The sequence below is a fragment of the Limnohabitans sp. T6-20 genome (assembly GCF_003063505.1).
Classification (GTDB): domain Bacteria; phylum Pseudomonadota; class Gammaproteobacteria; order Burkholderiales; family Burkholderiaceae_C; genus Limnohabitans_A.
In genome coordinates, this window is sequence record NZ_NERW01000003.1 from 726,620 (window position 1) to 753,180 (window position 26,561).

The following is a 26,561-nucleotide window of genomic DNA, read 5'->3' on the forward strand; positions in this document are numbered from 1 at the left end:
CATGAATTTGCTCACCCGAGATGTGCCACCCCGCAGCGCCTGGGCGCTGGAACAAGCGGGCATCCACCCCCTGCTGGCCCGCCTGTATGCCGCTCGCGGCGTGCAGTCCAAAGACGAACTCGACGACGCGCTGAACCTTCTGCTGCCCCCGGCGGGCATGCTGGGCACCCAAGAGGCCGCCAAGTTGCTGGCCGATGCCATGGCGCAAAACAAGCGCCTGTGCATCGTGGCCGATTACGACTGCGACGGCGCCACCGCCTGCGCCGTGGGCGTGCGCGGCTTGCGCATGCTGGGCGCGCAAAACGTGAACTACTTGGTGCCCGACCGCGTGGTAGACGGCTATGGCCTCACGCCCCCCATCGCCCAGCGCGTGCACGCGCAAGGCGCCGATGTGCTGATCACCGTGGACAACGGCATCGCCAGCGTGGCAGGTGTGCAAGCCGCCCAGGCCCTGGGCTTGCAGGTGCTGGTGACCGACCACCATTTGCCAGGCAGCGAATTGCCCACAGCAGAAGTCATCGTCAACCCCAACCAACCCGGTTGCGGCTTCACCAGCAAGTCCATCGCCGGTGTGGGCGTGATGTTTTACGTGTTGCTGGCCCTGCGCGCCGAGTTGCGCCAGCGCGGTGTGTTTGACGCCAGCACCCAACCGCGCCTGGACGCCCTGCTGCCCCTGGTGGCTTTGGGCACCGTGGCCGACGTGGTCAAGCTCGACGCGAACAACCGCCGCCTGGTGGCGCAAGGCCTGCGCCGCGTGCGGGCAGGCGCGCTGCCTCCGGGCATGTCGGCGCTGATGCGTGCGGCCAGCCGCGAAACCGCCAAGGCCACGACATTTGACTTTGGTTTTGCCTTGGGGCCACGCATCAACGCCGCAGGCCGCCTGGCCGACATGACGCTGGGCATCGAGTGTTTGCTGACTGACGATGCGGGCCGCGCCGACGAGCTGGCCAAGCAGCTGGACGCGATCAACCGCGAACGCCGCGTGATCGAGGGCGACATGCGCGAGATGGCCATGGAAATGGCCGAGTCGCTGTTTGACGAAGGCGACGAGCCGCCCCCGGCCATTTGCGTGTTCGATCCGGATTTTCACGAAGGCGTGGTGGGCATCGTGGCCTCACGCATCAAGGACAAGCTACACCGGCCCACCTTTGTGTTTGCCGCCAGCAGTGCGCCGGGCAAAGAGCACGAGCTCAAGGGTTCCGGCCGCTCGATTGCGGGGTTCCATTTGCGCGATGCGCTCGACCTGGTGGCCAAACGTGCCCCGGGCGTGCTGCTGCGCTTTGGCGGGCACGCCATGGCGGCGGGCTGCACGATTGCCGAAGAGCACCTCGATGTGTTTGAGGAAACACTGAACCAGGTGGCCATGGAATGGCTGGACGCTGCCACACTGCAACGCCGGCTGGAAACCGATGGGCCGCTGCCTGCCGAGTACCGCCGGGTCGATTTGGTGGACATGCTGCACCACGAGGTCTGGGGCCAGGGCTTCGCGCCACCGGTGTTTTGCGAAGAGATCGAGATCGTGTCGCAGCGCTTGGTGGGTGAAAAACACCTGTCGCTCAAGATGAAACACCAGGGCCAGCCGGTGGACGGCATCTGGTTTGGCCGCACCGAACCGCTGCCCTCAAAGGTGAAGCTGGCCTACCGGCTGGACGCCGACGAGTGGCAAGGCCAAAAGCGCGTGCGGTTTTTGGTGGAAGGCGCGGAAGTTTGAAGATCGTTGGGCCTGAAGGTCCGACCTGCAAGCAAAGCCTTCTCTGTGGGAGGCTGCCCCTGCAGCCGAAAGCTTATTTGTGGGAGGCCGCCCCTGCGGCCGAATGCTTGTTCTGCCACCACGTTGGCGGTAGCTCACAGGCCAAAGCCCCATCGGAGATTCGCGAGCGGGGGCTCGCTCCCACGGCAGACCAACACGCCCGGCACAAGCGTGCCGTCAATGTTTGGTGGCCACCTTGCCTTGCAAGGCGTTGAGCACCGGGGCAGACACCAAGCCCGACACATCGCCGCCCAATTTGGAAATTTCTCGTACCAGCGTGCTGCTGATGTGCTGCACACCCGCGCTGGTGTGCAAAAACACGGTGTCCACTTCGGGGGCCAAATGGCGATTCATGCCAGACATTTGCGTTTCGTAGTCGTAGTCGGTCACCGAACGCAGGCCCCGCACGATCACTTGGGCGTGTTGCGAACGCACAAACTCGACAATCAGGCCGTCAAACGGCATGGCTTTCACATTCGGGCAATCGGCCAACGCGGCTTGCGCCAGGGCCACGCGTTCGTCCAGGCTGAACAGGGTTTTTTTGTGGTGCGCCACGGCCACGGCGATGATGACCTGGTCAAACATCTGCGCGGCGCGGCGGATGGCGTCTTCGTGCCCCAAGGTCAGGGGGTCAAACGTGCCCGAATACACAGCGGTCACAACGGTGTTGGCAGATCGGCTCATGGGGTTGTCCTTGAAAAACAGCTGCAAACTGGAATGGTTTGCCCAGCAAATTATGCAATCCGCTGCAACAAATGGGCATGCACTGCGCCGGCTTTGAGGTGGCGTTCGCACTGCAACCCCAAGGCACCCAATGCCTCAGCGGTCCAGGCCACGGGGGCTTCCAGATAAATCCAGCCCCCCGCAGGCACGGCACGGGCCGCTGCTTTCAGCGCCGGTTCAAACCAGGGGCCGTCAAAAGGCGGGTCCAGAAAAATCAGGTCCACGCTGCCAGCAGGCAAGCGACTCAATGCGGTCACGGCATCGCCACGCTGCACATTGACCATGCTTGCTTTCAGGCGCGCGGCATTTTCTTGCAAATCACGCACCAGCACCGCGTCTTGTTCCACCATCAACACCTGGGCCGCGCCACGCGAGGCGGCTTCGAGGCCCAGCACGCCGGTGCCTGCGAATGCATCCACACAGCGCCAGCCACTCAGGTCCTGGCCCAGCCAGTTGAACAGGGTTTCGCGCACACGGTCGGGCGTGGGGCGCAGGCCCGGTTTGTCGATCACTTTCAGGCGCGTGCGACGCCACTGCCCGCCGATGATGCGGATTTCGTGCGAAGGCGGGCCTTTGGGTGCCCGATGCACAGGCTTTTTGGCGTCAGGTTTGCGGGCATTGCCGCTGGGCGACTGACGTGAAGATTTGGATGAAGGCATAGGGCGCAAGTGTAAAGGCCATCCAACCAAGCGGTGGACTGCCCCGTCCCCGAAGGCCCATGCCTTGCGCGAGACACAGACAGAAAAAAACCAGCACGCAGCTGGTTTTTTCTGAAGCGGAGGCCAAGCCAGAAGCTTGGCCATTCAGCTCACTTGGCTGGAGCGACTTTGGCATCCATTTTGGCGTCGGCCTTGGCGGCTGGTGCATCGGCCTTGGCAGCTGCTTTGGCGGCTTTCTTTTCCGCTTTGGCGGCAGCTTTTTTCTCGGCTTTCACTTTGGCATCGGCCTTGGCATCTTTGGCCTCAACCTTGGCTGGAGCGACAGCTGCAGCAGGCGTTGCAGCGACAACGGGCGCAGCAGAAGGCGCTTGGGCAAATGCACCGACAGCAAAGAAACCGGCGACGAGGGTGGCGAGCAGCTTGTTCATGAGAGATGTCCTTGATTCAGGTTTTCAGTCCAACACCTTGTTGAACTTGCAACTACAACGCGGCCCGACACGGTGCTGATGACCGCAAGAGCCCTGCAGTTGTAACGCCATGTGTCTTGTGCATCAGCACCAAGGACTTCACGCCGCCATGCCGCACAGACGTCACCGCATTTTTTGCAAGGGCCGACATGACTTGCATCAAAAAAATTACAGATGGTGCTTGGCCGAAAAGTTGGCTCAACCTAAAGTGAAACATCGACAGCCGTTTGAGATCCATCACCATGAACACATCTGACACCGAAGCCCCCATTTCACACTTCTCCAACTGCCACTTGGGTATTTTTGCGCAACTGTCGCGCATGGGGGACTTGCCCGCCTTGCTGGGCCCAGCGGCCCAAGCCCGAAGAATTGCCGACGAGTCCCTCGCCTTCTTCAGCAAAGCCATGTACAGCCACCACAGCGAGGAGGAAAAAGACCTTTTCCCGGCTGTTCATCAAAGCGCTGACGCAGGTGTCGAGCGTCTCAGGGTAGAAGGCTTGGTGGCGCAATTGACACATGACCACAGAGCCTTGGAGAAACTCTGGGAGTCGCTCGAGCCCGGTTTGCGCAAAGTGGCCAAAGGGCAGGACACCACACTGGACGTATTGGCACTGCAGTCCATGGTGCAACGTTATCAGGCGCACGCCAAATTAGAAGAGCAGGAATTTCTGCCTTTGGCCCAGACCATTTTGGGGCGCAACGACAACCACATGGCCGCCTTGGGACTGACCCTGCACATGCGGCATGTGCCGCATTTTGCAGCCCACATTTGACACTCAGGGCGTGGGTGCCCCAACCACCACCGTGACCATGCGTTGGGGTTGCAGCACCCGCGCCATGGCACGGCGAACATCGGCCACAGTGACTCGTTCAACTTGTTGGGTCCAGGTGTCCAGATAATTCAGGGGCAACCGGTTCCAGGCGATGTTGGCCACGTTGTCGAGCAGCTTGCGGTTGCTGTCAATGCGCAAGGCGAAACCACCCACCAAGTTGGATTTGGCCGCTTGCAGTTCGGCCTCGGTCGGACCTTCGCTCACAAAACCTTGCACCACGTCCTTGGCCACGGCCACGGCTTGCGCAGCCTGGTCAGGCCGGGTTTGCAGGCCCACAGTGAACGCCCCGGCATGCAAGCCCGGTGAGAAATAGCTGTACACGCTGTAGCTCAGTCCGCGCTTTTCTCGCACCTGTTCGGTCAAACGCGACACGAAGCCGCCCCCACCCAGAATGTGGTTGCCGATCAGAAGCGGAAAAAAGTCAGGGTCGTTGCGTTTGTAGCCCGGCTGCCCGATCAGGACGTGGGCCTGGGCTGAATCAAAAACCACATTCAGGTTCTGAGGTTCGGCCAAGGGCTGGACCTCGGGCACCACGGGCAGGGCTTGGCATGGCCCTTCGGCAGGCCACAGCGCCAGCAAACGCTGAACCAGGGCATCGGCCTGTGCACGCGTCACCGCACCGACCAGACTGACCGATGCGCGGCACGCTTGAAGCGACTTGGCGTGCAGTGCTTTCAAGTCCTTGACCCCCATGCGCGACAGCGACTCGGGCGTGACGCGGTAACCATACGGATGGTTGCCGTACACCGCTGCAGCAAAGCTGTTTTGCACCAGCGTACCCGGCTGGGTCAAGGACTCGCGCAGGGATGCCGACATGCGCTCCCGGTCGCGCAACCAAACGTCTTCCGGAAAAGAAGGATGCGCCATTTGCCGAGCAGCCAAAGCCACCGCCTTGCCCAGCAAATCCGGATAACTCAGGCTGCGCAAGGCAAAGCTCAAACGGTCCGCGCTGGCGCTGCTCGAAAAACTCGCCCCCAGATCGGCCCAGGCTTCCCCGATCTGGTTTTCATCCAGGGCCTGCGCATAAGGGCCCTTGCCGGCAGGGGCCGCACGCATGCCGCTGGACATCTGCCCCGCCATCACGGATGCCAAGCCCGCTTGGGCGGCGGGATCGCGACGGCTGCCGGCATCCAGGTCAATTTGGACATCGACCATGGGAATGGCGTGGCTCTCCACCAAATACACACGGGCGCCGCCCGGCTGTGTCCAGTGCTGAATCGGCAAAGCGGCTTGCGCCGCGCCCAAAGCACACCAGCCAGCCAGCACCAGCGTCGAGTGCACCAAAAAATTCGACACGACCGACGGATAAGGAATCAAGGCCATTTTGCTTTTGACTTTCATGAAATAACGGCGACTCAATGCCGAGCACCGGGAACCGCTCGACGAGCACGCGGCTGGCCTGACAAAGGCTGGGGTCGCAAAACAGCGACCGTGAGGCTGTCGTCACCAAAGTATTTTTGAGCAACGGTCTGCACCTGTGCCGGTGTCACTTGGCGCAGACGCGCAATCAATTGCGTGCCGTAATCCGGTGGCAGACCCAAGGTCCAGGCCACACCCAATTCACGCCCCTGGTTGAACACCGAATCGAGTTTGTAAATTTCACTGGCCACCCACTGGGTTTTGACACGCTGCAGTTCTGCTTCGGTCACGCCATCTGTCGCCACGCGTTTGACTTGCGTGCGCAAGGCCACCTCCAGCGCTTCAGGTGTTTGGCCTTTGGCGGGCACCCCGTCCATATAAAAGAACTGCGGGCCTCTGCCCATCAGCCCATTGTGCGCACCCACGCTGTCGGCCAGCCGGTTGTCGCCTTGGGTCAGGCTGCGTTCAAGGCGTGCGCCGCTGTAACCGTCCAGCACAGCGGCCAACACCGTCAGAGCCAAAGCATCGTCGTGCTCGGGCGTGACCTCCAGACTGGCCAGTCGAGGCACCTTGAAGGCCAGGGCCACATAAGACTGCTCGGCGGGCGCTTTGAATTCAAAACGCCGCTGCCCCTGTTGCGCGGGTTCTTGCTGGGGCTTGCGATCGGCGACCGGACGCACGGGGATGCTGCCGTAGTATTTTTCAGCCAGTGCCTTCACCTGCATGGGATCAACATCCCCTGCCACCACCACCGCCGCATTGCTCGGCACGTACCACTTGCGGAAAAAATCGCGTGCGTCTTGCGCGGTCATGGCGTCCAGGTCGCTCATCCAGCCCACGATGGGGCGGCGGTAAGGCGAAGCGGACAAGGCCGTCGCCGATAGCATCTCGTGCAATTGGGCCCGGGGATTGTCATCGGTGCGCATCCGGCGCTCTTCCTTGACCACCTCCAGCTCCTTGGCAAACTCCGCGTCGGGCCACTGATTGTTGGCAAAGCGGTCAGCCTCCAGGCGCATCACGGCTTCAAGCTGATTGGACGGAATTTGTTGGTAATAGCCGGTGTAGTCCTTTGATGTGAAGGCATTTTCCCGCCCACCCAAAGCAGCTACGCGGCGGGAAAACTCCCCCGCGCTCAAACTGGGTGTGCCCTTGAACAGCATGTGTTCGAGCACATGCGCCACACCGCTGGTGCCATCCACCTCGTCCATCGAACCCACACGCACCCAAACCATGTGCACAGCCGTCGGGGCACGGCGGTCGGGCTTGACCCACAGCGTCATGCCATTGGCCAAGGTGAAGGTGTGGACCTGAGCGGCCAAGCTGCTGGGGGCACCCGAAGTTGGGCCTGCCAGACTTGCAAGGCCTGTTGGGGCCTGCGCCCCAGCGCCTAAAGCAGCCCCGAGCAAGGCCATGGCCAGAGAAATATCCAGGAGAAAGTTCGGTTTCATAGAATGCATGATCCTTGAAATCCACACCATGTTCAGTTTTTTCAAAAAAAAATCCCCCGCTCCCGAGGCCCAATCCGTCCCAGCGCCTTTGCCACAGCCCGCGCAAGCGCCTGACGCGGGAGTCTCCACTGCAAGTTCTGCAGCCCAGCCCGAGATCGCCAGCCAGGCACCAACCCCGCCAAGCGGCGCGGCAACCGCTCCGGCAACCCGGCAAGGTTGGCTGGACCGCCTGAAGGCAGGCCTGCGCAAAACCGGCTCCAGCATCACCACCGTCTTCACCGGCACCCGGATCGACGACGAACTGTACGAAGAGCTGGTAACCGCCTTGCTGATGGCCGATACCGGGGTCAAAGCGACCGAGCATTTGCTGCAAGACCTCAAACGCCGCGTCAAGGAGACCAAGGCCACCGACCCCTCGCAGGTGAAAACCTTGCTGGCCGATGCCATCACCGACCTGTTGCAGCCCCTGCAAAAGCCCCTGTCCATCGGTGACCACCACCCGACGGTGATCATGGTGGCGGGCGTCAACGGCGCGGGCAAAACCACCTCGATTGGCAAACTGACCAAGCACCTGGCCGACGAAGGCCTGAGCGTGTTGCTGGCAGCGGCCGACACCTTCCGCGCGGCGGCCAAAGAGCAGCTGGCCGTCTGGGCCGACCGGAACACGGTCGAAATCGTCAGCCAGCAAGGCGGCGACCCGGCAGCCGTGAGCTTTGACGCCGTGACCGCTGGCCGCGCACGGGGCCGCGATGTGGTGCTGGTGGACACAGCAGGCCGCCTGCCCACACAAACGCACCTGATGGAAGAGCTGAAAAAAATCAAGCGCGTGGTGCAAAAAGCCGATGGCACGGCCCCGCACGAGGTGCTGCTGGTGATCGACGGCAACACTGGACAAAACGCCCTGGCCCAGGTGCGCGCCTTTGACGACACCTTGGGCCTCACGGGCCTGATCGTCACCAAACTGGACGGCACGGCCAAAGGCGGCGTACTGTGTGCCATTGCCCGTGAAAAGCCGATCCCGGTGTATTTCATTGGGGTGGGCGAGAAGCTCGAAGACTTGGAAACCTTCAATGCCCGCGAATTTGCCCAGGCTCTCTTGAGCTGAGCCCTGTCTTTCAACGCACAGACATCGTGGCACGCGGGCCTCAAAATAAGGGAAAACCCTGATGTCAGCGCGCCATCAAGGTCAGGCTTAGCACTCCACCCCTTGGAGTGCTAATATCTCGGTATTCTGAAAGGAGTTCTGGTATGAACATTCAAACTGGTTCCCCCACCACAGCCATCACGCTGAGCAACCCTTGGGCGGTGGTGCCCTCGCTCGGCCACCTCGACGCCTACATCTCTGCGGTCAACCGCATGCCCATGCTCACCCTTGAGGAAGAGCAAGCAGCCGCCCGTCAACTCAAAGCCAACGACGACCTCGAAGCCGCGCGCAAGCTGGTGCTGTCGCACCTGCGCTTGGTGGTGTCGGTGTCGCGCCAATATCTGGGCTATGGCCTGCCGCACGGTGACCTGATCCAGGAAGGCAACGTGGGTCTGATGAAGGCCGTCAAGCGTTTCGACCCCGACCAAGGCGTGCGTTTGGTCAGCTACGCGCTGCACTGGATCAAGGCCGAGATTCACGAGTACATCCTGAAAAACTGGCGCATGGTCAAGGTGGCCACAACCAAGGCCCAGCGCAAGTTGTTTTTCAACCTGCGCTCCATGAAGCAAGGGTTCAAGGCCGAGGCCGAAGACGGTACACACCGCGACACCCTGACGCCCGAGCAAATTGACGTGATGGCCCAAAACCTGAACGTCAAACGCGAAGAAGTCATGGAAATGGAAATGCGCATGTCCGGAGGCGATGTGCTGCTGGACCCAGCGCCCTCTGACGATGGTGAACAAGCCTTTGGTCCCATCGCGTATTTGGCCGATGTCAACCACGAACCCACAGCCATGATCGAAGCGCACCAGCGCGATGTGATGGCGAGCGATGGACTGGCCACCGCGCTGAATGCGCTGGACGAACGCAGCCGCCGCATCGTGGAAGAGCGCTGGCTCAAGGTCAACGACAACGGCTCGGGTGGCATGACGCTGCACGACTTGGCCGACGAGTACGGCGTGAGCGCCGAGCGCATCCGCCAGATCGAGGTCGCCGCCATGAAAAAGATGAAAAAGGCGCTGGTCGAATTCGCCTGAATGGCACCAGCCCTTAAGCGCCTCTGGATACCCGGTCTTGACCGGGTATTTTTTTGAGTGCGTCGAAGCGCAGAGGGGCAAAGAAACGGGGCCTGCTGCGCTAAAGTGGCCCCTGTTTTTGAATTGGAAGGAATTGACCATGAACATCCGCTCGCTGGTGCTTTTTTCTCACCGCTGGACACGCCAAGTGGCCTGCGCCACTTTGGCCTTGGGCATGGCCTCGGCTTGGTCTGCTGGATCAGCCACATCTACCGCATCTGCCAATTGGCCCACACAGACGGTGCGCTTGGTGGTGGGTTTTCCGGCAGGCTCCAGCCCTGATCTGACCGCACGCGCCTTGGCCGAGCCTCTGGGCAAGGCCTTGGGCCAAAACGTGATTGTGGAAAACAAAGTGGGTGCCGGTGGCAACATTGCCGCTGACTTTGTGGCCAAGTCAACCGACGGCCATACCCTGGGCCTGATGATCAACGGCAACATGACGATTGCCCGCATCCTGAACCCCAAGGTACCGTATGACCCCTTGAAAGACCTCGCCCCGATCAGTCTGGTTGGCAAAGCCCCCTTGGTACTGACTGTGCCGGCCAATGCACCGGGACAAACGGCCGCCGAATGGCTCAGCCAAGCCCAAAAAGCGGGTGACAAGCTCAGCTATGCCTCACCCGGCGTGGGCACTGTGGCGCATTTGGGCATGGAGCTGTTGAAAACCAAGGCAGGCATCGCCCCCGTGCATGTGCCCTACCCTGGCAACCCACAAATCATCACCGCCATGATCGGTGGTCAGGTCCAATTGGCCTTGCTGCCACCCGCCATGACGGCGGCCCAAGTGCGTGGCGGCAAGTTGCGCGCCATCGGCACCACCAGCACCGGTCGCAGCCCTGTGGCCCCCGAAGTCGCCAGCCTGTCCGAAATCGGCGTGAAAAACTACCAATTGGAAATCTGGAACGCGGTGGCCGCACCAGCGTCCATGCCAACCGCCGTAGCCAACAAGCTCTCGGCCGTGGTCAGTGACATCGTGCGCTCAGCTGACATGCGCGAACGCTTGTCTCAGCAAGGCTGGCAGGTGGTGGGTTCCTCACCCGAAGGCCTGCGCAACCGCATCCAGGCAGATACCCAGGCCTTGGGAAGCATCATCCGCAGTCAGAAAATCGAGGTGAACTGAAAGACCGATGGCTGCGACGGGGCAGTGGCTTTTCACTGCCCTTTGAGCAACATCCTGACATCGTCGGCCAGCGCCGCAGCGCCGCTGCCATGGCGGTTGTACAAGCGCACCCTGCCTTGCGGGTCAAAGGTAAAGCTGCCCGCCGAATGATCCATGGTGTAGCTGGTGGGCGTTTTGCCTTCCACCTTTTTGTAATAAATCTTGAAGTCCTTGGTGACTTTGGGCAATTGTTCAGGCGTGGGGTGCAACGCCACAAAATCGGGCCCGAAGTTGGCCATGTAGGCCTTGAGCAATTCCGGCGTATCGCGCTCCGGGTCCACCGTGATGAAAACACCCTGCAGCTTGTCGGCGTCTGCGCCCAACAGCTGCTTGGCTTCGACCATTTCTTGCAAAGCGGTCGGGCACACATCCGGACATTGCGTGTAGCCAAAAAACACCACCACCGCTTTGCCCGCAAAGTCTTTCAGGGTCCGCACCTGGCCATTGTGATCGGTCAGTTCCCAGCCTTGGGCATAGTCAGCGCCCGTGATGTCCACGCCCTTGAAGGCCGGTTTGTCTTTTCCGCAACCAGTCAAACCCAACAAAACCGACAGACTCAGCACACCCAACCATTGACGTTTGTTCATGGTGATTCAAAAAAGGTAGTGGTCCACCAGCAACGCGGCAAACAGGGCGCTCAGGTGAATCAGTGAAAAACGGAAAGTCTTGCGGGCCAGCTCGTCCGAATAGGCGCGGTAGAGCGCGATGGCATAGGCCATGAAACCGATGCTCAACACCACCGCCACACCCAGGTAAAGCCATGAACTCATGCCGTACACAAATGGCATCAAGCAAGCGGCCATCAAGACCACGGTGTAAAGCAAAATCTGCAAACGCGTGAATTCGTTGCCATGTGTCACGGGCAACATGGGCAGACCTGATTTGCGGTAGTCCTCCACGCGGTACAAGGCCAAGGCCCAGAAGTGCGGAGGCGTCCACAAGAAAATGATCAGAAACAAAATCAAGGCTTCGGGGCCCACATCACCCGTCATCGCGGCCCACCCCAACACCGGTGGCATGGCCCCGCTGGCCCCACCGATCACAATGTTCTGCGGCGTGAGTGGTTTCAGGATCACGGTGTAGATGATGGCGTAGCCCACAAAGGTGGCAAACGTCAGCCACATGGTCAAGGGGTTGACCATGACATAAAGCACGACCGAGCCCACGGCACACAACAGCCCCGAAAACAACAAGGCCTGGCGGTCACTCAGCTCACCCTTGGCCGTCGGACGCCAGGCGGTGCGTTTCATTTTGGAGTCGATCGTTTTCTCGACGAGGCAGTTGAAAGCAGCGGCAGCACCTGCCACCAGCCAGATGCCTGCGCAAGCCCAGAGCCCCAACACCAACTCTTGCGTGCCAGGTGCACCGGGGACAGCCAGCACCATGCCAATCAGTGCGCAAAACACGATCAGTTGCACCACACGGGGTTTGGTCAGCGCGTAATACTGACGCCAAGTCGAAAGAGAAGCAGTCGCAGCAGTCATGCAGCAGGCCTTGAATCAAAAGAAGGATGCCCCGCCTTGGGCGGCGCATCAGAAGCAACAAAAATAGCCGACCGGCTGATGCTCAGCGCCCAGGTCAATGAAACGACCATGGCCGCAGCCCCACCGGTGTGCAGCACCGCCGCGATCAGTGGCCATTCGAACACCACATTGCTCACGCCCGTGAGCAATTGCAATGCCGACAAAGCCAACAAGCACTGGCCTGCGCGCTGCATGCCCGGCACTCGGCGCAAACGCCAACCCACTGCCACCAACACCGCCAACACCACCCAAGCGGCACTGCGGTGCACAAAGTGAAGTGCCGACAACGCAGCGAATGGCAAGATTTGACCGTCTGCGGCGAGACCCAGTTCGCGCCACAGCGCGAAACCTTGCATGTTCATTTCGGGCACCCACTGACCGTGGCAAGTCGGAAAGTCCGGGCATGCCAGCACGGCATAGTTGGTGCTGACCCATCCGCCCAAGGCAATTTGCACCCACAGCAATCCAAAAGCCAGCCACAAGCCCTTGCGCAAAAGGGGCGGCACAGTCCGGGATTGCCAACCGTCATAACGCACAGCCTGCACCATGAGCAAGGCCAACAAGCCCATTCCGAACATCAGATGCAACGTCACGATGACGGGAAAAAGCTTCATGGTGACAGTCAGTGCGCCAAACGCGCCCTGCAAACACACCCAAACCAGCGTCAGCGTAGGCCACCAAGGACTGACGGCCGAAGTCGCTTGCCGAAGTCGCTGCCACCAAGTCATGGCAGCCAAAGTCAGAATCAACACCCCGACACCCGTCGCCAAATAGCGGTGAATCATTTCGACCCAGGCTTTGCTGTGCGTCACGGGGCCCGTGGGCATGGCCGTCTGTGCCGCCGTGATGTGCGCTTGGGCCCCCACAGGGCTGGCGCTGCCGTAGCAACCTGGCCAATCCGGGCAGCCCAGACCTGAATCGGTCAAGCGCGTGAAAGCACCAAACAGCACTAAATCAAAAGTGAGGAACAAGGTCAGCACGGTCAAGGCCTGCAGGCGGCGCGATGGCGCAGCATGGCGCTGCCGCCAAGCCAGCCAAGCCAGCGGCAAGGCCGCCACAGCCAAGCCCACCCCCATGAGGTGAAAGACAGGCTGCAGGTTGTACAAGTCGGCGTCGGTCATGGCTCAGCGTCCTGCTTGGTCCCAAGATGCAGAGGCACGCAGCAAGCGCTCCAGATCTTTCTTGGCCTTGGACGCACTGGCCACATCCATGTTCGCGGGGAATCGCATCATCCAATTGCCCATCGGGTCAATCACATACAAATGGTCTTGCAGTGCATGGCCCGGCGCTGGGCTGAGCCACGCCTGCAACACAGCAGGCGCGATGCGCAGCACATGGGCTTGATTCAAAGCGGGCAACAAAGTTTCAGGGATAGCCGCGTCATCGCTCACCAGCCAGACACGGTCAAGCCGGTCTTTTTCTTTGCCCATGATTTCACGCAATTGGCGCTGGAAATACAGATTCTTCTGACAACGATCGTCACACGCGCCCGGCGCCACCGTGACCAGCAACCACTGGCCTTTCAGGCCGGACAAGGGCACCGATTCGCCTTTCAGGTTCTTCGCCTCTGCTTGCGGCAAATCTTTCTGGGGCGAAATCAATTCACCGTAATTGCGACGGGCCTCAGGCCGCAGCACGTAATACGTGAAATACGACGCAATGACCGGTGCGGCACACACCAACATCAAGGCCACCATCTTCCAGCGGCCCAAGCGTGTACGTTGCCCATCCGCCTGCGCCACTTCTCCGGGCTGCGGGATGGAGTGAACGGTCATGCTGAGCGGGCCGTCAGGCAGTTCGTTTTTTTCGACGGGGTTGGACAATTTGAAACCAGACATAAAGTAAAGCGATCAAGGCACTCAGCCCGAACCATTGAAAAGCGTATCCGTGGTGCTTTTCAACACCACTGGCCACCACGGGCCAATCACGCAACAAACCTTCCAATGCAGGACCTTGTTGAAGCACACTGACCTCCAGCAAGGGCAAGCCCGTTTGTTGCCTGAACAACGCCAGGTCGAGATTTTGCCGTATCGGCCCCTCTTCAACACCGCCAAAGTCATACAGCCGTGAAGGCCATGGGGCCAAATGGCCGACCACTTGCACCTCGCCGCCAGGTGTTTCGATCTCTGGCAAAGCAGCACGGTCTGTGAACGAACGGGGCGCCCAGCCCCTCTGGACCAAGACAAGCGTTCCGGTTTCGGCGACCTTGAACGGCGTCATGACGAAAAATCCAGGCCGCCCGTGCATCTGGCGGTTTTCCAGATAAACCGTATGTTCTGCCTGCCAATGGCCTTTCATGACCACCTTCCGGTAAATCAAGCCCTGTCGATTGGCCACGGAATCAGCCGAGCCGCCCAGTGTCCGCCCATCCAGAGGGGCCAATGCCGACTGCTGGTCTTTGGCCTGCTGCAAAGCCATTTTTTCGGCCCCACGCCCCAATTGCCACAGGCCCAACGACACGGTGACAGCCACGCCCAAAAGGGCGGCCACCAGGACCAGGATGCGTTGCCAAGCAGGGGTTTGCTGACTCATTGATAATGCCGGTTATGAAAATTCTGGTTGCAATTGCTTTTATCGCCATCCTGGCAAGTCTGGCTTCGGCCTTGATGTACATGATGCGAGCCCCTCGCGAAGATGGGGCACCGCCACCCAAGGGCAACATGGCGACCGCATTGGCCTTGCGAGTGGGCTTGTCAATTGTGCTCTTTGTTTGTGTCCTGATTTCCTGGAAGATGGGCTGGATTCAACCCACAGGCATCCCGCCCGGCGCCTGAAAAACGGACATCTCAATGCACCAACAAAAAAGCGCCCTCGGGCGCTTTTTTGTTGCAGGCTGTGCGCATTACATCCAGTAAACCAAGATGTACAAGCCCAACCACACCACGTCCACAAAGTGCCAGTACCAAGCTGCGCCTTCGAAGCCAAAGTGACGCTCTTTGGTGAAGTGGCCTTTTTGCAAACGCAACGTGATGAACAACAACATCAACATGCCAACCAAGACGTGGAAGCCATGGAAGCCGGTCAACATGTAGAAAGTCGAACCATAGATGCCCGAAGACAACTTCAGATTCATCTCAGTCCATGCGTGCGCGTATTCGTAACCCTGAACAAACAGGAACGTCACACCCAACAGCACGGTCATCCACATGAACTTGATGGTCTTGCTGCGGTCACCGTGCTGCAAAGCATGGTGTGCAACCGTCAAAGTCACACCCGAAGTCAACAACAAAGCCGTGTTGATGGTGGGCAACCAGAAGGGGCCCATGGTCTGGAAGGGCTCAATGATGCCGGCAGGCGATGTGGTCGCACCTGCGACCAAGCTGGGCCAAGCGGCTTTGAAGTCTGGCCAGAGCAAAGCGTTTTCGAGGCTGCCCAAAGCTGGCACAGAGTGCGAGCGAGCCCACCACAAAGCAGTGAAGAATGCTCCGAAGAACATCACTTCGGAGAAGATGAACCAGGTCATGCTCCAGCGGTAAGACAAGTCGATTTTGCGACCGTACATGCCGCCTTCACTTTCAGCAATCGCCTCTTTGAACCACTGGTACAAAACGGTGAGCCACCAGACCAGGCCGAAATAGAGCGAATACATGCCCCACTCGGCACCATTGATCCATTGACCTGCGCCCAGAATGACAAAAAACAAACCAATGGCGGCCATCACGGGATGACGCGACTCATGTGGCACGTAGTAATAAGGCGTTGTGCCGTGTGCTGCTGAACTCATGGTGACTCCTGCTCTCTCTTCTTTCGAAATCTAATCTTGCGGGTTACAGCCCAGTTGGCTGAACAACAACCCAATTGACCAGGGCGATCAGCCCCAGAACAAACAACAATGCCGCGCCGATGGCCACACCAATGATGTGGAACGGGTTGAGCTTTTCAATGTCTTGCTGGTATTCGGAATTCTTGCGAAGACCGACAAATGACCAAAGCACGGCCTGGATGGTGCGCAACCATGAAGCTTTCGGCGCATCCATGACAGGTTTTTTACTCATGAACCCACTCCACTTTTCAGAGGGGCAGGGACCGGTTGAACCACTGCAGCCACTGGTGCTGTTGGCGTTTTGCCGCCCACTTCAAAGAAGGTGTAGGACAAAGTGATGGTGGTCACGTCTTTGGACAACTTGGGATCGATCACAAAGGCGACGGGCCAAACTTTTTTCTCACCGGGCTCCAGGGTGTACTGGTTGAAACAGAAACACTCGAGCTTGTTGAAATGGCTGGCGGCTTGGCGCGGTGCATAGCTGGGAATGGCTTGTGCCGACATCCGACGGTTTTGCACATTCTGGAATTCGTACATGACCGTACTCAATTCACCAGGATGAACCTGAATGGAGCTCTTTTCGGGTTTGAACTCCCATGGACCACGGACGTTTGCGTCGAATTCGACGGTGATCGTGCGTGTGGTGTCCACCTGGGTGTTGGCAGGAAGGCGCGCTTGGTCGCCAACTTTGCCATTGCCCGGAACCATGCGCTCTGAAATGGACAGGATGTTGATGCCCGTCATTTCACAGATGTGCTTGTAGATCGGAATCAGCGCGTACCCAAAGCAGAACATGCCCGCGGTCACAACCGCCAGCTTGCCCACCATCTTCAGGTTTTCACCACGCAAATTCATGCTTGATCTCTCAACGGCTCAGCAAAACCAGCTTGGCCACAAAACCCGCCAATACAGCCAGTGCCACCGAGGCCAGGATCAGGCCAAGGCGCACGTTGCTTTTCTTTTGTTCAGGTGTCAAGGCCATCCTGGTTCAACCAATCACGCGGGTCGCAGTTGCGTCCAGCTTGGGTGGGTTTTCAAAGGTGTGGAACGGCGCGGGGGATGGCACTTCCCACTCCAGGCCTTCAGCCGCTTCCCAAGGTTTTTGAGGTGCTTTCTCGCCCTGACCGCGCATGGTAGGCACGACCACGAACAGGAAGAAGTAAAGCTGAGCAAAACCGAAGAAGAAAGCGCCCACCGATGCGACCATGTTGAAGTCTGTGAACTGCATGGGGTAGTCGGCATAACGACGTGGCATGCCAGCCAGACCCAGGAAGTGCATCGGGAAAAATGTCACGTTGAAGGAAATCAGCGACCACCAGAAGTGGATCTTGCCGCGTGTCTCGTGATACATCACACCGGTCCATTTGGGCACCCAGTAGTAGAAGCCTGCAAACAAGGCGAACAAGGAGCCAGCCACCAACACATAGTGGAAGTGGGCCACCACGTAGTACGTGTCTTGCAATTGGATGTCGATGGGAGCCATGGCCAGGATCAGACCGGTAAAACCACCCATGGTGAACACAAAGATGAAGCCCACAGCAAACAGCATGGGGGTTTCAAACGTCATGGAGCCACGCCACATGGTGGCGATCCAGTTGAAGATCTTCACAGCGGTCGGCACAGCGATCAGCATGGTCGCATACATGAAGAACAGCTGGCCGGTCACAGGCATGCCGGTCGTGAACATGTGGTGCGCCCACACGATGAACGACAAAATAGCGATGGACGATGTGGCGTAGACCATGGAGGCATAGCCGAACAGTTTCTTGCGTGCAAAAGCAGGCACGATCTGGCTGATGATGCCGAAGGCCGGCAAGATCATGATGTACACCTCGGGGTGACCGAAGAACCAGAAGATGTGCTGGTACATGACCGGATCACCACCACCAGCGGGGTTGAAGAAGCTGGTGCCAAAGTGACGGTCGGTCAAAGTCATGGTGATCGCGCCAGCCAAAACAGGCATCACGGCGATCAGCAAGTACGCGGTGATCAACCAGGTCCATGCAAACATGGGCATCTTCATCAAGGTCATGCCAGGAGCGCGCATGTTCAGGATGGTCACGATGATGTTGATCGAGCCCATGATGGACGAAGCACCCAGGATGTGCATGGCAAAAATACCAGCGTCCATTGAAGGACCCATTTGCAGGGTCAGAGGTGCATACAGTGTCCAGCCAGCAGCGGGTGCGCCGCCAGGCATGAAGAACGAACCCACCAGCATCAATGCGGCAGGAATCATCAGCCAGAAGCTGAAGTTGTTCATGCGGGCAAAGGCCATGTCGGAAGCGCCAATTTGCAAAGGCAGCATCCAGTTCGCGAAGCCCACGAAGGCGGGCATGATCGCACCGAACACCATGATGATGCCGTGCATGGTGGTGAACTGGTTGAACAACTCGGGGTTGACCACCTGCAGACCAGGCTGGAACAGCTCGGCGCGGATACCCAGCGCCAAAATGCCACCGATCATGAGCATGGTGAAGCTGAACAACAGGTACAAGGTACCAATGTCTTTGTGGTTGGTGGCATACACCCAACGACGCCAGCCAGCAGGCGCGTGACCGTGATCGTCATGGGCGTGATCGTGATGGTCTAGAACGGCACTCATCTTGATTTCCTTTGATTTGAATACGGTACGGCTTACTTGCGAGCGGCCAGAACTTCAGCCGGTTGCACGATTTGGCCGGTCTTGTTGGACCAGTTGTTCTTGGTGTACGTGATCACGGCGGCGATCTCGGTATCAGACAACTGCTTCCAGGCGGGCATGGCACCGTTGTTCTGACCATTCAGCAACACAGCCACTTGCTTGGACTTGTCGGCATCCAGGACAACAGCCGAACCGTCGAGAGGCTTGATCGGGCCAGCGCCCTTGCCGTTGGCCTGGTGGCAAGCAGCACAGTTGGCCGCATAGACTTTTTCGCCACGCTTGGACAAATCGTCCAATGCCCAGACTTTGCTTGGATCGTCGGCTTTGGCAGATTGCTTTTTCTTCTCAGCCACAACCCAAGCGGCGTAGTCTTCAGCAGACAACACTTTCACGTGGATGGGCATGTAGGCGTGCTCTTTGCCGCACAACTCTTGGCATTGGCCGTAAAAGTCGCCTGTTTTTTCAGCGCGGAACCAAGTGTCACGCACGAAACCAGGGATGGCATCTTGCTTGATACCAAAAGCAGGAACAGCAAACGCATGGATAACGTCGTTGGCCGTGGTGATCACGCGCACTTTTTGGCCAACAGGAACCACCAATGGATAGTCCACCTTGAGCAAGTAGTTGTCACCTTCAGGCTTGCCTGCATCGGACATGGCGCGCTGCGTAGAGTCGAGCGTGGAGATGTAGCTCAGGCCCTCGCCCTCGCCCTTGATGTAGTCGTAACCCCATTTCCACTGGTAACCCGTGGCCTTGATGGTCAAGTCGGCGTTGGTGGTGTCCTTCTGAGCAACCAACACCTTGGTCGCTGGCAAAGCCATCAGGATCACGATCAGGAAAGGCACTGCCGTCCAGATCACTTCAACCGTGATCGATTCGGTGAAAGTCGCCGGCTTGTGCCCGACCGACTTGCGGTGCTTCCAGATGGAATAGAACATCACCGCAAAAACGGCGATGAAAATCACGGTGCAAATGATCAACATGAACCAGTGCAGCCAATGCTGCTCTTCGGCAATCTTGGTTGCCGGAGGGGCAAAGTTGAGCTGGTTGACCGCCGGGCCACCCGGCAAGTCTTTGACCGCATGGGCGGCGGTGGCCAGCCAAGCGCCGACAAAAATGCCCGCACGCGACAGCAGCGAAGCCAATTGGTTGGAAATATTCTTCATGGTTCTCACTAACTTCCAAGTCTCTGTTGAACTCACACCATGGACAAGACCAGCCAAGGCCAATCTTGCCAACCAGCATCACGCAGTGCGCAACGCCCTTCTGATTTCTCGCGCCAGCACTTGGCGCAACTCGGGACGCACAAAACGCCCCACCTCAATCGAACGACCTTGGCCTGACAACTCGATCAGACTGTGGTCACCCGACTTTGGCTCGACCCTCACCCATTGACGCGCAAACTCCGCTCGCTCACGCCGCCCGGCAGATTCACATTCCACGACAAGACTCGCGCCTTGCAATGAAATCCACTCGCCATCGGCCGCATGCCGGGCATAGGCCAAAAAGGCCACCCCCACCAGCGTAATTTCCAATCCTGCAAAGGCGAGCACCAAAGTGGCCCCTTGCAACCAAAAGAACAAGCCGATGCCCAAAGACACCGCGCACAAAGAAAGGTAAAGCCAACCCAATTGGGCAGGCGTTACCGAGCAATTGCGCCTGAGCCGCCAATGAATGGCCGGGCCAGACTCTTGTGCGAACTGGTAAGTGGGATTTGACACGCGTCAACTTTCAATAACCTAACATGCCCTAGGGCACGCATTCTGGCTAAATTCGGCCGGATTTTACCCGAGTTACGAAGGGGTTTTGATTTAACTCAAAGTTTGTCGGATATCCCGGCGGGGGTGCGCAACATTTGTCGCATTTGATCCAGCCCGATTTCCGTGTGCGCACTGAGCCGGGCTCGCGGCTGGGGTTTCAGGGCATGGCCATACACGATTTCAAAACTCAAGGACAGTCGCCCGCCCTCTTCGGGACGCGCCAAAGTCATCAAAAGCTCCAGCAGTTGTGCGCGCCAACGGCGACCTCGCCAACCGGCAAAACGCTGAACATGCAGATTTCGACCCAACTCACGCAATTCAGCCAGCATGCGTTCTGGCGTTTCATAAGTCAGGGTGATGCGCTCCATGTCCATGACGGGCTCGGCAAAACCGGCCTCCATCAGCATGTCCCCCCAATCGTGCATGTCAGTGAACTCATGCGCGGGCTCAGGCCACCCCCGCTGGGCGTAGGCACTGCGCAACTCGCGCAAAGTGTCCGGGCCCAAACAGGAAAACATCAAAAAACCGTCCACGGCCAACGCCTGGTGCCAGGTTTTCAGCAAATGCTGGGGGTGGGCAGACGTGTGCAGCAGCATATTGGCCCACAGCATCTGTGCTTGCCCCTCGGGTGGTGAACCGACCCGAATGCGGGGCTCCATCCACCGTGCAACTTGCCACCACCGTGCTTGCACCAAGGATTTCGCCCGCAAAGCCTGCTGGGGTTGATCACTGCTGAGCCACACCTGCGCCTTCGGATAACGCTGTCGCAAAGCCTCATGGGCCTGCAAGCCGCCGCGCAAAGGCTCCCAATGGACCCATTGATGGGGCTGCTGTTTGATGAAGTCCAACCGATCCAGCATGCGGGAGGCGACCTCTTCATGCAGCCAGGGTGAAGCCATCCCCGCAGGATGTGCCGCCCAGCGGGCTGCAGCAACAGGGTCAAGGGAAGGTGGACGTTCGGGTGCAGACATGGTCAAAGGAGAAAAAGAGAAAAGCCTGCGCCCAAGTAGCGCGCAGGCGCCGCGCTTGTGATCAAGCCATGGCGGCAGTATATTGATTCCATGTGGCCCAAATGGTTCAGGGGGATAGGCTCAACACCTGCGGTACACCATCCCGACAGGGCTTGGGGTTGGCTGCCCAGCCGTTGCGCCATCTGCCGCAGTTGGCCGCAAGCCCCCCTGTGCGACACCTGCATCAGCCGTTTTGCCCCTCCGCTGCACCGATGCTGCACTTGTGCCCTGCCCTTGGCCAGCCCAGCACAAAGATGCGGGGCATGCCTGACCGAATCCCCGCCACTGGACCAATGCCTGACGGCAACGGCCTACGTCTGGCCCTGGAACCAACTGATCGCCGATTTCAAATTTCACCAAAGGGCAGGCTGGGCAGGTCCACTGGCAACCCTGATGGTGAGCGCCACCGGCGCAGAAGACGCGTTGGATGCAGCCGACTGGGTGCTACCGATCCCTTTGTCGGCACAACGCCTTTCCGAGCGAGGCTACAACCAGGCTTTGTTGTTGGCCCGTCAGCTCAGTCCGCACAAAACCGATGCCAACCTGCTTTTGCGCACACGCCACACCTTGGCTCAACGCACCCTGCCAAGGGCTGAACGGCTCTCCAATTTGGCAGGTGCCTTCGCCGTCGATCCCTTGCGCGCACATGAAATCAAAGGCCGTCGGCTGGTCCTGGTTGACGATGTGATGACCAGCGGGGCTTCACTCCACACCGCCGCCCAAGCTTTGCGCCAGGCCGGTGCAGCCCACATTTGCGCCCTTGTCCTGGCACGCACAGAGGCCGATCTAGAAGGCTGACCCACACGATGCGCCATCGAGGCGGGGCCGTCGCCAAGGCACAATACCCGCCATGTTTCACATTGTCCTGGTCGAACCCGAAATCCCCCCCAACACGGGCAACATCATCCGTTTGGCCGCCAACACCGGCTGCACACTCCATTTGATTGAACCCTTGGGTTTTTCAATGGACGACAAACACATGCGCCGGGCGGGTCTGGATTACCACGAGTACGCGCAATTGCGCCGCCATACCGATTGGGCCACTTTCCTGACCAACGAACAGCCTGCGATCCACCGCATGTTTGCCCTGACCACCCGGGGCAGCCGCGCTGCGCACGGTGTGGCCTTCGAACCAGGCGACTGGCTTGTGTTTGGTTCTGAAACCAGAGGTCTGGCACCTGAGTTGCGCGAGCAATTTGCACCTGAGCAACGCATCAAGCTGCCCATGCGCGAGGGTCAGCGCAGCCTGAACCTGTCGAACGCAGTGGCGGTCACCGTGTTCGAGGCATGGCGTCAAAACGGTTTTGGGGGTGCCAGCTTGGCAGCCAACACCGACGCTCAGGCGTAAAGGCGCACCAGCGACTCGGCAGCGCAAACGGGTTTGTCGCTGCCCTCACGCTCCAGCGTGACGTTCCACTGCAATTGCAAGCCGTTGCCCTCAATGGGCGTGGCAGAGTGCAAATGCAAATGCGCCCGCAAGCGGCTGCCCACAGGCACCGGCGCCATGAAACGCACTTTGTTGAGCCCGTAATTGACGCCCATGCGCGCGGAAGACACCACGATGGTCTTGTCAAAAAATTGCGACAACAACGACAACGTCAAAAAGCCGTGGGCAATGGGTGCGCCAAAAGGTCCCTGCTGAGCCCGCTCGACATCCACGTGGATCCACTGGTGGTCACCCGTGGCCTCTGCAAACTGATTGACTTGCTGCTGAGTGATGTCCACCCACTCTGTGGTGGCAACATGTTGGCCCACGCAGGCGGCCAGATCGGCCAGTGTTTCAAATTTTTTCATGCTGATGACTTTAGTCACCTTCCGCCATCCGAGGTGTCGATAGCGTGACACCGCCATGCCAAGGGACCAGGACCCTCAACCCCTGCTTTTGCCAACCACCGCGCTGAAGTCAAAGGTTTGATTCCGCACCGTCCGAACGCATGCGCACAAGTTCTGCACGCAAACGCGCCAGTTCGGCCTGGTAATTTTCGGCATCGCCATAGTCTGCAAACCCGTGGTAATGCGGGTGCGCCTGCATCACTCGGCGTGCGTGCTTGATGGGGCACCAATATTGTTCGGTCAAACCCACCACTTCACGGCAATAAGCAATCAGGCCATTGGCATAGGAACAATAAGCGCAGTTGATTTTTTCAAGCACATTCAAATACGCCAGATGTGTGCGGTCATATACAAAATAGTCTGAGCGCTTGACACGCGCAATCCGATACAAGGGAAAGCAAACCCACTGGTACAGGGTGACAAAGAAATCCAACAAGACCAGGGGCAAGAGCACCGGGTAAATGAAAGGGACGCTCAGCACATGTCGCCAATCGGCTGTCAGCACATAGCGCAGCAGTCCTTCTTTGAAGCGTCGCTGCTGAGCCAGTACTTCCTTTTCAAACTTGACTTTGTGCTCGTCAAAGTCCACTTGCAGCTGTTGCCTTCGCAGCTGAATTTCCTGTTCAATGCCGGCCTCCAATTGGCGGATGCGCTCCAGAAATTCATTGATTTGGGTGTTCATGATCGTCCTTCAACAAAAAAATGAGCCCACGCTCGAGGCGTTCCATTTCAGGGGGCTTGACCTGCATCAAGCCAACACAGACCCCAACACGGCACAGTCCGTGCTCTTATGCCTGCAAATCACCTTAACACTCTTGACGGTCTAACGACAGCCGAAGCATCAAGACGCTTGACAGAAAACGGGCCCAACGAGATTGCGCAGACGCCCCCCAGATCCGTTTGGCGACGTGGCACCGACATGCTGCGCCAGCCCATGTTTGCCTTGCTGTGTACGGCGGCCTTGCTTTACATCTTCTTGGGTGATTTGACAGAGGGGCTGACGTTGTCCGTTTTTGTGCTGGCCGTGTTGGCACTCACGTTTTACCAAGAGGGCAAGTCAGAAAAATCGATCCAGGCCTTGCGCGACCTCACCCAGGCCTACGCCCAAGTGGTGCGCTCAGGCCAAGTCATCAAAGTGCCTGCACGCGATGTGGTGGTCGGGGATTGGCTGATGTTGTCCGAGGGAGATCGGGTCGCTGCAGATGGCCGCCTCATCCGTGTCGACCACCTGCAAATCGACGAATCCTTGCTGACCGGGGAATCGGTGCCGGTCAACAAAGCGCCACCAGACAATGCCAACGTCTCAGCCGATGGCAGAGTCAGCGCAGGCACCTTTGTGGTAAGGGGCCAAGGCTTGGCCGAAGTCACGGCCACCGGCAGCCAGAGTCAGATTGGGCGAATCGGCTTGTCACTCGCCCAACTGCACGCAGATGCCACCCCCCTGCAAAAGCAAACCGCACGGCTGGTGAAAGTGCTGGCCGGCATCGTCGGCATTTTGTGTGTGGCCATGGTGATCACTTTGGGCATTCGAACAGGACAATGGTTGCCTGCGCTGCTGTCTGGCATTGCCCTGGCGATGGCCATACTGCCCGAAGAATACGCGGTGGTGCTCACGATTTTTCCGGCCATGGGTGCGCACCGTCTCGCGCACGAAGGTGTGCTCACCCGGCACATCAATGCGATTGAGACGCTGGGAGCCACCAGTGTGCTGTGCACCGACAAAACCGGCACCTTGACGGAAAACCGCATGACCGTGACGGCGCTGGCCGCTCCGAAATACCGCGATCTCAACCACAACGCCGCCGAGCAAGCCGAAGTCGCGACCTGGAATGCAGCGGCAGGTGGACTGTCTGAAGCTTTTTATGCATTGGTCGAGCACGCCATTTTGGCCAGTGCGCCTGAACCATTTGACCCCATGGAAGCGGCATTCCACGCCATGGGCCAACAGCATTTGAGCGACACCGGTCACCTGCACAGCGACTGGGCACTGGTGCAAACCTACGCACTCAGCACTGCCTTGAAAGCCATGTCGCATGTCTGGCAAATGGATGCCGGACCTGCACGCACCGTCTCAGCCAAAGGTGCCCCCGAAGCGGTGATGGACCTGTGCCACCTGACACAGGCACAACGCCAAACCTGGGGCCGCGCAGCAGACGACATGGCGGCGCAAGGCTTGCGTGTTTTGGCCGTGGCACAAAGCCGCTTTGTAGGCGACAACTGGCCAGACACCGCGCATGCTTTTGACTTTCAGTGGCTGGGCCTGATGGGCTTGACCGACCCGCTGCGTACGGAAATCCCCCAAGCCGTGGCCGAATGCCAATCGGCAGGCATTCGGGTGATCATGATCACTGGGGACTACCCGACCACAGCGCGTGTGATCGCATCCCAAGCCGGTTTGCCAGATGGCGAAACGCTGACAGGCGATGCACTGGATCAACTGAGCGATGTGCAATTGCGCGAAGCCCTGCCCCGTGTGACTGTCTGCGCACGCATCGCACCGCACCAAAAATTGCGGATTGTGCATGCACTGCAAGCCAATGGCGAAGTGGTCGCCATGACCGGTGACGGCGTGAACGATGCACCCGCCTTGAAAGCCGCCCATGTGGGCGTGGCCATGGGCGCACGGGGCACCGATGTCGCGCGCGAAGCGGCAGACTTGATCCTGGTCGACGACAACTTCGCGTCGATCGTGCGAGGCATCAAGGTCGGCAGGCGCATTTTTGGCAATCTGCAAAAGTCGATGCATTACATCTTCGCCATCCACATTCCCATTGCGGGCATTGCGCTCTTGCCCATGATGATGGGCTGGCCGCCATTGGTGTTGCCATTGCATGTGGCCTTGCTGGAGTTGGTGATTGACCCTGCATGCTCGGTCGCATTCGAGAATGAGCCTGCCGATGCGGATGTGATGCAAAAACCACCACGTGACACCCATGCCCCCTTGTTTGGAGTTCATGCCATCGCTTTGGCCATGGGGCAGGGCTTGTGCGTGTTGGCCAGTGTGGCACTGACATTCTTTTGGGCCCAGACGAGAAATGACTCCGGGGCCAACGCCCTCCTGAGTGAAGAACAAATCCGCGCCATGGTCTTCATCACCTTGATCGCAGGCAATGCAGCGCTCATCTTGGTCAACCGGGCTGGTGGCGGGAAATTTTGGCGCAGTTTGCGCACCCCCAACCGTACGGCCTATGCCGTGATCGGATTGGCCATGGCATTTCTGGCCTTGGCCATCCACTGGCCCTGGCTGGCCACGCCCTTGAAGTTTGAACCGATCACTCTTTGGCCAACAGTCATCGCCCTGGGCTCAGGCCTGCTCAGTTTGATCAGCGTCTCGGTTTTGCAATGGGTGGTCGCGGCGTGGTCGCAAAAATCGAAATACCAACGCTGATCAGAAACCGCCACATCGCCAT

General features: G+C 59.0%; 29 protein-coding genes. 9 read left to right on the forward strand and 20 right to left on the reverse strand.

The genetic code is table 11. The annotated features are described in order from the left end of the window. The first annotated feature begins 1 nt into the window (after position 1). Positions 2-1,711 (forward strand): single-stranded-DNA-specific exonuclease RecJ, encoded by a 1,710-nt coding sequence (gene recJ / locus B9Z33_RS14170; protein ID WP_108287642.1) that lies wholly within the window; start codon positions 2-4, stop codon positions 1,709-1,711. A 216-nt stretch (positions 1,712-1,927) separates the two neighbouring features. Here recJ and coaD read toward each other — a convergent pair whose 3' ends face one another. The 3 genes from coaD to B9Z33_RS14185 all read right to left on the reverse strand — a co-directional run bounded on the left by coaD (position 1,928) and on the right by B9Z33_RS14185 (position 3,560). Then, a complete protein-coding gene (coaD, locus tag B9Z33_RS14175) occupies positions 1,928-2,434 on the reverse strand; it encodes a pantetheine-phosphate adenylyltransferase (protein ID WP_108287908.1) in 507 nt (168 codons plus the stop codon). 50 nt (positions 2,435-2,484) lie between these two features. Beyond that, positions 2,485-3,132, reverse strand: coding sequence for a 16S rRNA (guanine(966)-N(2))-methyltransferase RsmD (rsmD, locus tag B9Z33_RS14180; RefSeq protein WP_108287643.1), 648 nt, complete (start codon positions 3,130-3,132; stop codon positions 2,485-2,487). Positions 3,133-3,281: 149 nt separating this feature from the next. Next, positions 3,282-3,560 (reverse strand): cell envelope biogenesis protein TolA, encoded by a 279-nt coding sequence (locus B9Z33_RS14185; protein ID WP_108287644.1) that lies wholly within the window; start codon positions 3,558-3,560, stop codon positions 3,282-3,284. A gap of 281 nt (positions 3,561-3,841) precedes the next feature. Between B9Z33_RS14185 and B9Z33_RS14190 the strand changes: the two genes are divergently transcribed. Further along, positions 3,842-4,372, forward strand: coding sequence for a hemerythrin domain-containing protein (locus B9Z33_RS14190; RefSeq protein WP_108287645.1), 531 nt, complete (start codon positions 3,842-3,844; stop codon positions 4,370-4,372). A 3-nt stretch (positions 4,373-4,375) separates the two neighbouring features. On the opposite strand, the gene B9Z33_RS14195 is transcribed toward B9Z33_RS14190, so the two are convergent. Next, positions 4,376-5,773 (reverse strand): pitrilysin family protein, encoded by a 1,398-nt coding sequence (locus B9Z33_RS14195; RefSeq protein ID WP_233252841.1) that lies wholly within the window; start codon positions 5,771-5,773, stop codon positions 4,376-4,378. A gap of 14 nt (positions 5,774-5,787) precedes the next feature. Continuing rightward, a complete protein-coding gene (locus B9Z33_RS14200; RefSeq protein ID WP_108287646.1) occupies positions 5,788-7,239 on the reverse strand; it encodes a pitrilysin family protein in 1,452 nt (483 codons plus the stop codon). Between the two features lie 28 nt (positions 7,240-7,267). On the opposite strand from B9Z33_RS14200, the gene ftsY reads away from it, so the two are divergent. From ftsY to B9Z33_RS14215, 3 genes are all read left to right on the forward strand, one after another. After that, the gene (gene ftsY, locus B9Z33_RS14205; protein WP_108287910.1) at positions 7,268-8,344 is read left to right on the forward strand and encodes a signal recognition particle-docking protein FtsY; all 1,077 of its coding nucleotides are present in this window, start codon (positions 7,268-7,270) and stop codon (positions 8,342-8,344) included. Between the two features lie 143 nt (positions 8,345-8,487). Further along, positions 8,488-9,420, forward strand: a complete 933-nt coding sequence (gene rpoH / locus B9Z33_RS14210) for an RNA polymerase sigma factor RpoH (RefSeq protein ID WP_108287647.1) — start codon at positions 8,488-8,490, stop codon at positions 9,418-9,420. A gap of 139 nt (positions 9,421-9,559) precedes the next feature. Continuing rightward, entirely contained in the window at positions 9,560-10,579 is a 1,020-nt protein-coding gene (locus B9Z33_RS14215) for a tripartite tricarboxylate transporter substrate binding protein (protein ID WP_108287648.1), read from the forward strand. A gap of 32 nt (positions 10,580-10,611) precedes the next feature. Here B9Z33_RS14215 and B9Z33_RS14220 read toward each other — a convergent pair whose 3' ends face one another. Genes B9Z33_RS14220 through B9Z33_RS14240 form a run of 5 tightly spaced genes read right to left on the reverse strand, consistent with a single transcriptional unit; the run spans position 10,612 to position 14,673 of the window. After that, a complete protein-coding gene (locus B9Z33_RS14220; RefSeq protein WP_108287649.1) occupies positions 10,612-11,205 on the reverse strand; it encodes an SCO family protein in 594 nt (197 codons plus the stop codon). A 6-nt stretch (positions 11,206-11,211) separates the two neighbouring features. Continuing rightward, the gene (cyoE, locus tag B9Z33_RS14225) at positions 11,212-12,102 is read right to left on the reverse strand and encodes a heme o synthase (RefSeq protein ID WP_108287650.1); all 891 of its coding nucleotides are present in this window, start codon (positions 12,100-12,102) and stop codon (positions 11,212-11,214) included. Next, complete coding sequence (locus B9Z33_RS14230; RefSeq protein ID WP_108287651.1) at positions 12,099-13,262, reverse strand: heme A synthase; 1,164 nt, start codon at positions 13,260-13,262, stop codon at positions 12,099-12,101. Before B9Z33_RS14230 ends, cyoE begins: the two co-directional genes overlap by 4 nt. A gap of 3 nt (positions 13,263-13,265) precedes the next feature. Then, entirely contained in the window at positions 13,266-13,979 is a 714-nt protein-coding gene (locus tag B9Z33_RS14235) for a hypothetical protein (RefSeq protein WP_108287652.1), read from the reverse strand. Continuing rightward, positions 13,930-14,673: an SURF1 family protein gene (locus B9Z33_RS14240; RefSeq protein WP_108287653.1), complete on the reverse strand. Its 744-nt coding sequence runs from the start codon at positions 14,671-14,673 to the stop codon at positions 13,930-13,932. The genes B9Z33_RS14235 and B9Z33_RS14240 overlap by 50 nt, the downstream gene beginning before the upstream one ends. Positions 14,674-14,687: 14 nt before the next feature. On the opposite strand from B9Z33_RS14240, the gene B9Z33_RS14245 reads away from it, so the two are divergent. After that, on the forward strand, positions 14,688-14,915 hold the full coding sequence (locus tag B9Z33_RS14245; RefSeq protein WP_108287654.1) for a twin transmembrane helix small protein: 228 nt from the start codon (positions 14,688-14,690) through the stop codon (positions 14,913-14,915). 68 nt (positions 14,916-14,983) lie between these two features. Here B9Z33_RS14245 and B9Z33_RS14250 read toward each other — a convergent pair whose 3' ends face one another. The 8 genes from B9Z33_RS14250 to B9Z33_RS14280 all read right to left on the reverse strand — a co-directional run bounded on the left by B9Z33_RS14250 (position 14,984) and on the right by B9Z33_RS14280 (position 21,279). Further along, positions 14,984-15,865 (reverse strand): cytochrome c oxidase subunit 3, encoded by an 882-nt coding sequence (locus tag B9Z33_RS14250; RefSeq protein ID WP_108287655.1) that lies wholly within the window; start codon positions 15,863-15,865, stop codon positions 14,984-14,986. A 43-nt stretch (positions 15,866-15,908) separates the two neighbouring features. After that, positions 15,909-16,136, reverse strand: a complete 228-nt coding sequence (locus tag B9Z33_RS14255) for a DUF2970 domain-containing protein (RefSeq protein WP_108287656.1) — start codon at positions 16,134-16,136, stop codon at positions 15,909-15,911. Next, the gene (locus tag B9Z33_RS14260) at positions 16,133-16,759 is read right to left on the reverse strand and encodes a cytochrome c oxidase assembly protein (RefSeq protein WP_108287657.1); all 627 of its coding nucleotides are present in this window, start codon (positions 16,757-16,759) and stop codon (positions 16,133-16,135) included. The genes B9Z33_RS14255 and B9Z33_RS14260 overlap by 4 nt, the downstream gene beginning before the upstream one ends. Positions 16,760-16,769: 10 nt before the next feature. After that, entirely contained in the window at positions 16,770-16,886 is a 117-nt protein-coding gene (locus tag B9Z33_RS15755) for a cytochrome oxidase small assembly protein (protein ID WP_233252842.1), read from the reverse strand. Positions 16,887-16,892: 6 nt separating this feature from the next. Beyond that, a complete protein-coding gene (gene ctaD, locus B9Z33_RS14265; RefSeq protein ID WP_108287658.1) occupies positions 16,893-18,509 on the reverse strand; it encodes a cytochrome c oxidase subunit I in 1,617 nt (538 codons plus the stop codon). A gap of 32 nt (positions 18,510-18,541) precedes the next feature. After that, complete coding sequence (gene coxB, locus B9Z33_RS14270) at positions 18,542-19,714, reverse strand: cytochrome c oxidase subunit II (protein WP_108287659.1); 1,173 nt, start codon at positions 19,712-19,714, stop codon at positions 18,542-18,544. A gap of 78 nt (positions 19,715-19,792) precedes the next feature. Further along, the gene (locus B9Z33_RS14275; protein WP_108287660.1) at positions 19,793-20,269 is read right to left on the reverse strand and encodes a DUF2244 domain-containing protein; all 477 of its coding nucleotides are present in this window, start codon (positions 20,267-20,269) and stop codon (positions 19,793-19,795) included. Positions 20,270-20,364: 95 nt separating this feature from the next. Continuing rightward, the gene (locus tag B9Z33_RS14280; RefSeq protein ID WP_108287661.1) at positions 20,365-21,279 is read right to left on the reverse strand and encodes a biotin synthase; all 915 of its coding nucleotides are present in this window, start codon (positions 21,277-21,279) and stop codon (positions 20,365-20,367) included. A gap of 432 nt (positions 21,280-21,711) precedes the next feature. Here B9Z33_RS14280 and B9Z33_RS15835 point away from each other — a divergent pair, with 432 nt between their 5' ends. Both B9Z33_RS15835 and trmL read left to right on the forward strand, forming a co-directional pair. After that, positions 21,712-22,116, forward strand: a complete 405-nt coding sequence (locus B9Z33_RS15835; protein ID WP_369916754.1) for a ComF family protein — start codon at positions 21,712-21,714, stop codon at positions 22,114-22,116. A 52-nt stretch (positions 22,117-22,168) separates the two neighbouring features. After that, complete coding sequence (trmL, locus tag B9Z33_RS14290; RefSeq protein WP_108287663.1) at positions 22,169-22,666, forward strand: tRNA (uridine(34)/cytosine(34)/5-carboxymethylaminomethyluridine(34)-2'-O)-methyltransferase TrmL; 498 nt, start codon at positions 22,169-22,171, stop codon at positions 22,664-22,666. Here trmL and B9Z33_RS14295 read toward each other — a convergent pair. After that, on the reverse strand, positions 22,657-23,112 hold the full coding sequence (locus B9Z33_RS14295; RefSeq protein WP_108287664.1) for a MaoC family dehydratase: 456 nt from the start codon (positions 23,110-23,112) through the stop codon (positions 22,657-22,659). The genes trmL and B9Z33_RS14295 overlap by 10 nt on opposite strands. 109 nt (positions 23,113-23,221) lie before the next feature. Then, entirely contained in the window at positions 23,222-23,833 is a 612-nt protein-coding gene (locus B9Z33_RS14300; protein ID WP_108287665.1) for a hypothetical protein, read from the reverse strand. A 168-nt stretch (positions 23,834-24,001) separates the two neighbouring features. Here B9Z33_RS14300 and B9Z33_RS14305 point away from each other — a divergent pair, with 168 nt between their 5' ends. After that, entirely contained in the window at positions 24,002-26,539 is a 2,538-nt protein-coding gene (locus B9Z33_RS14305) for a cation-translocating P-type ATPase (RefSeq protein WP_233252843.1), read from the forward strand. Positions 26,540-26,561: the final 22 nt, after the last annotated feature.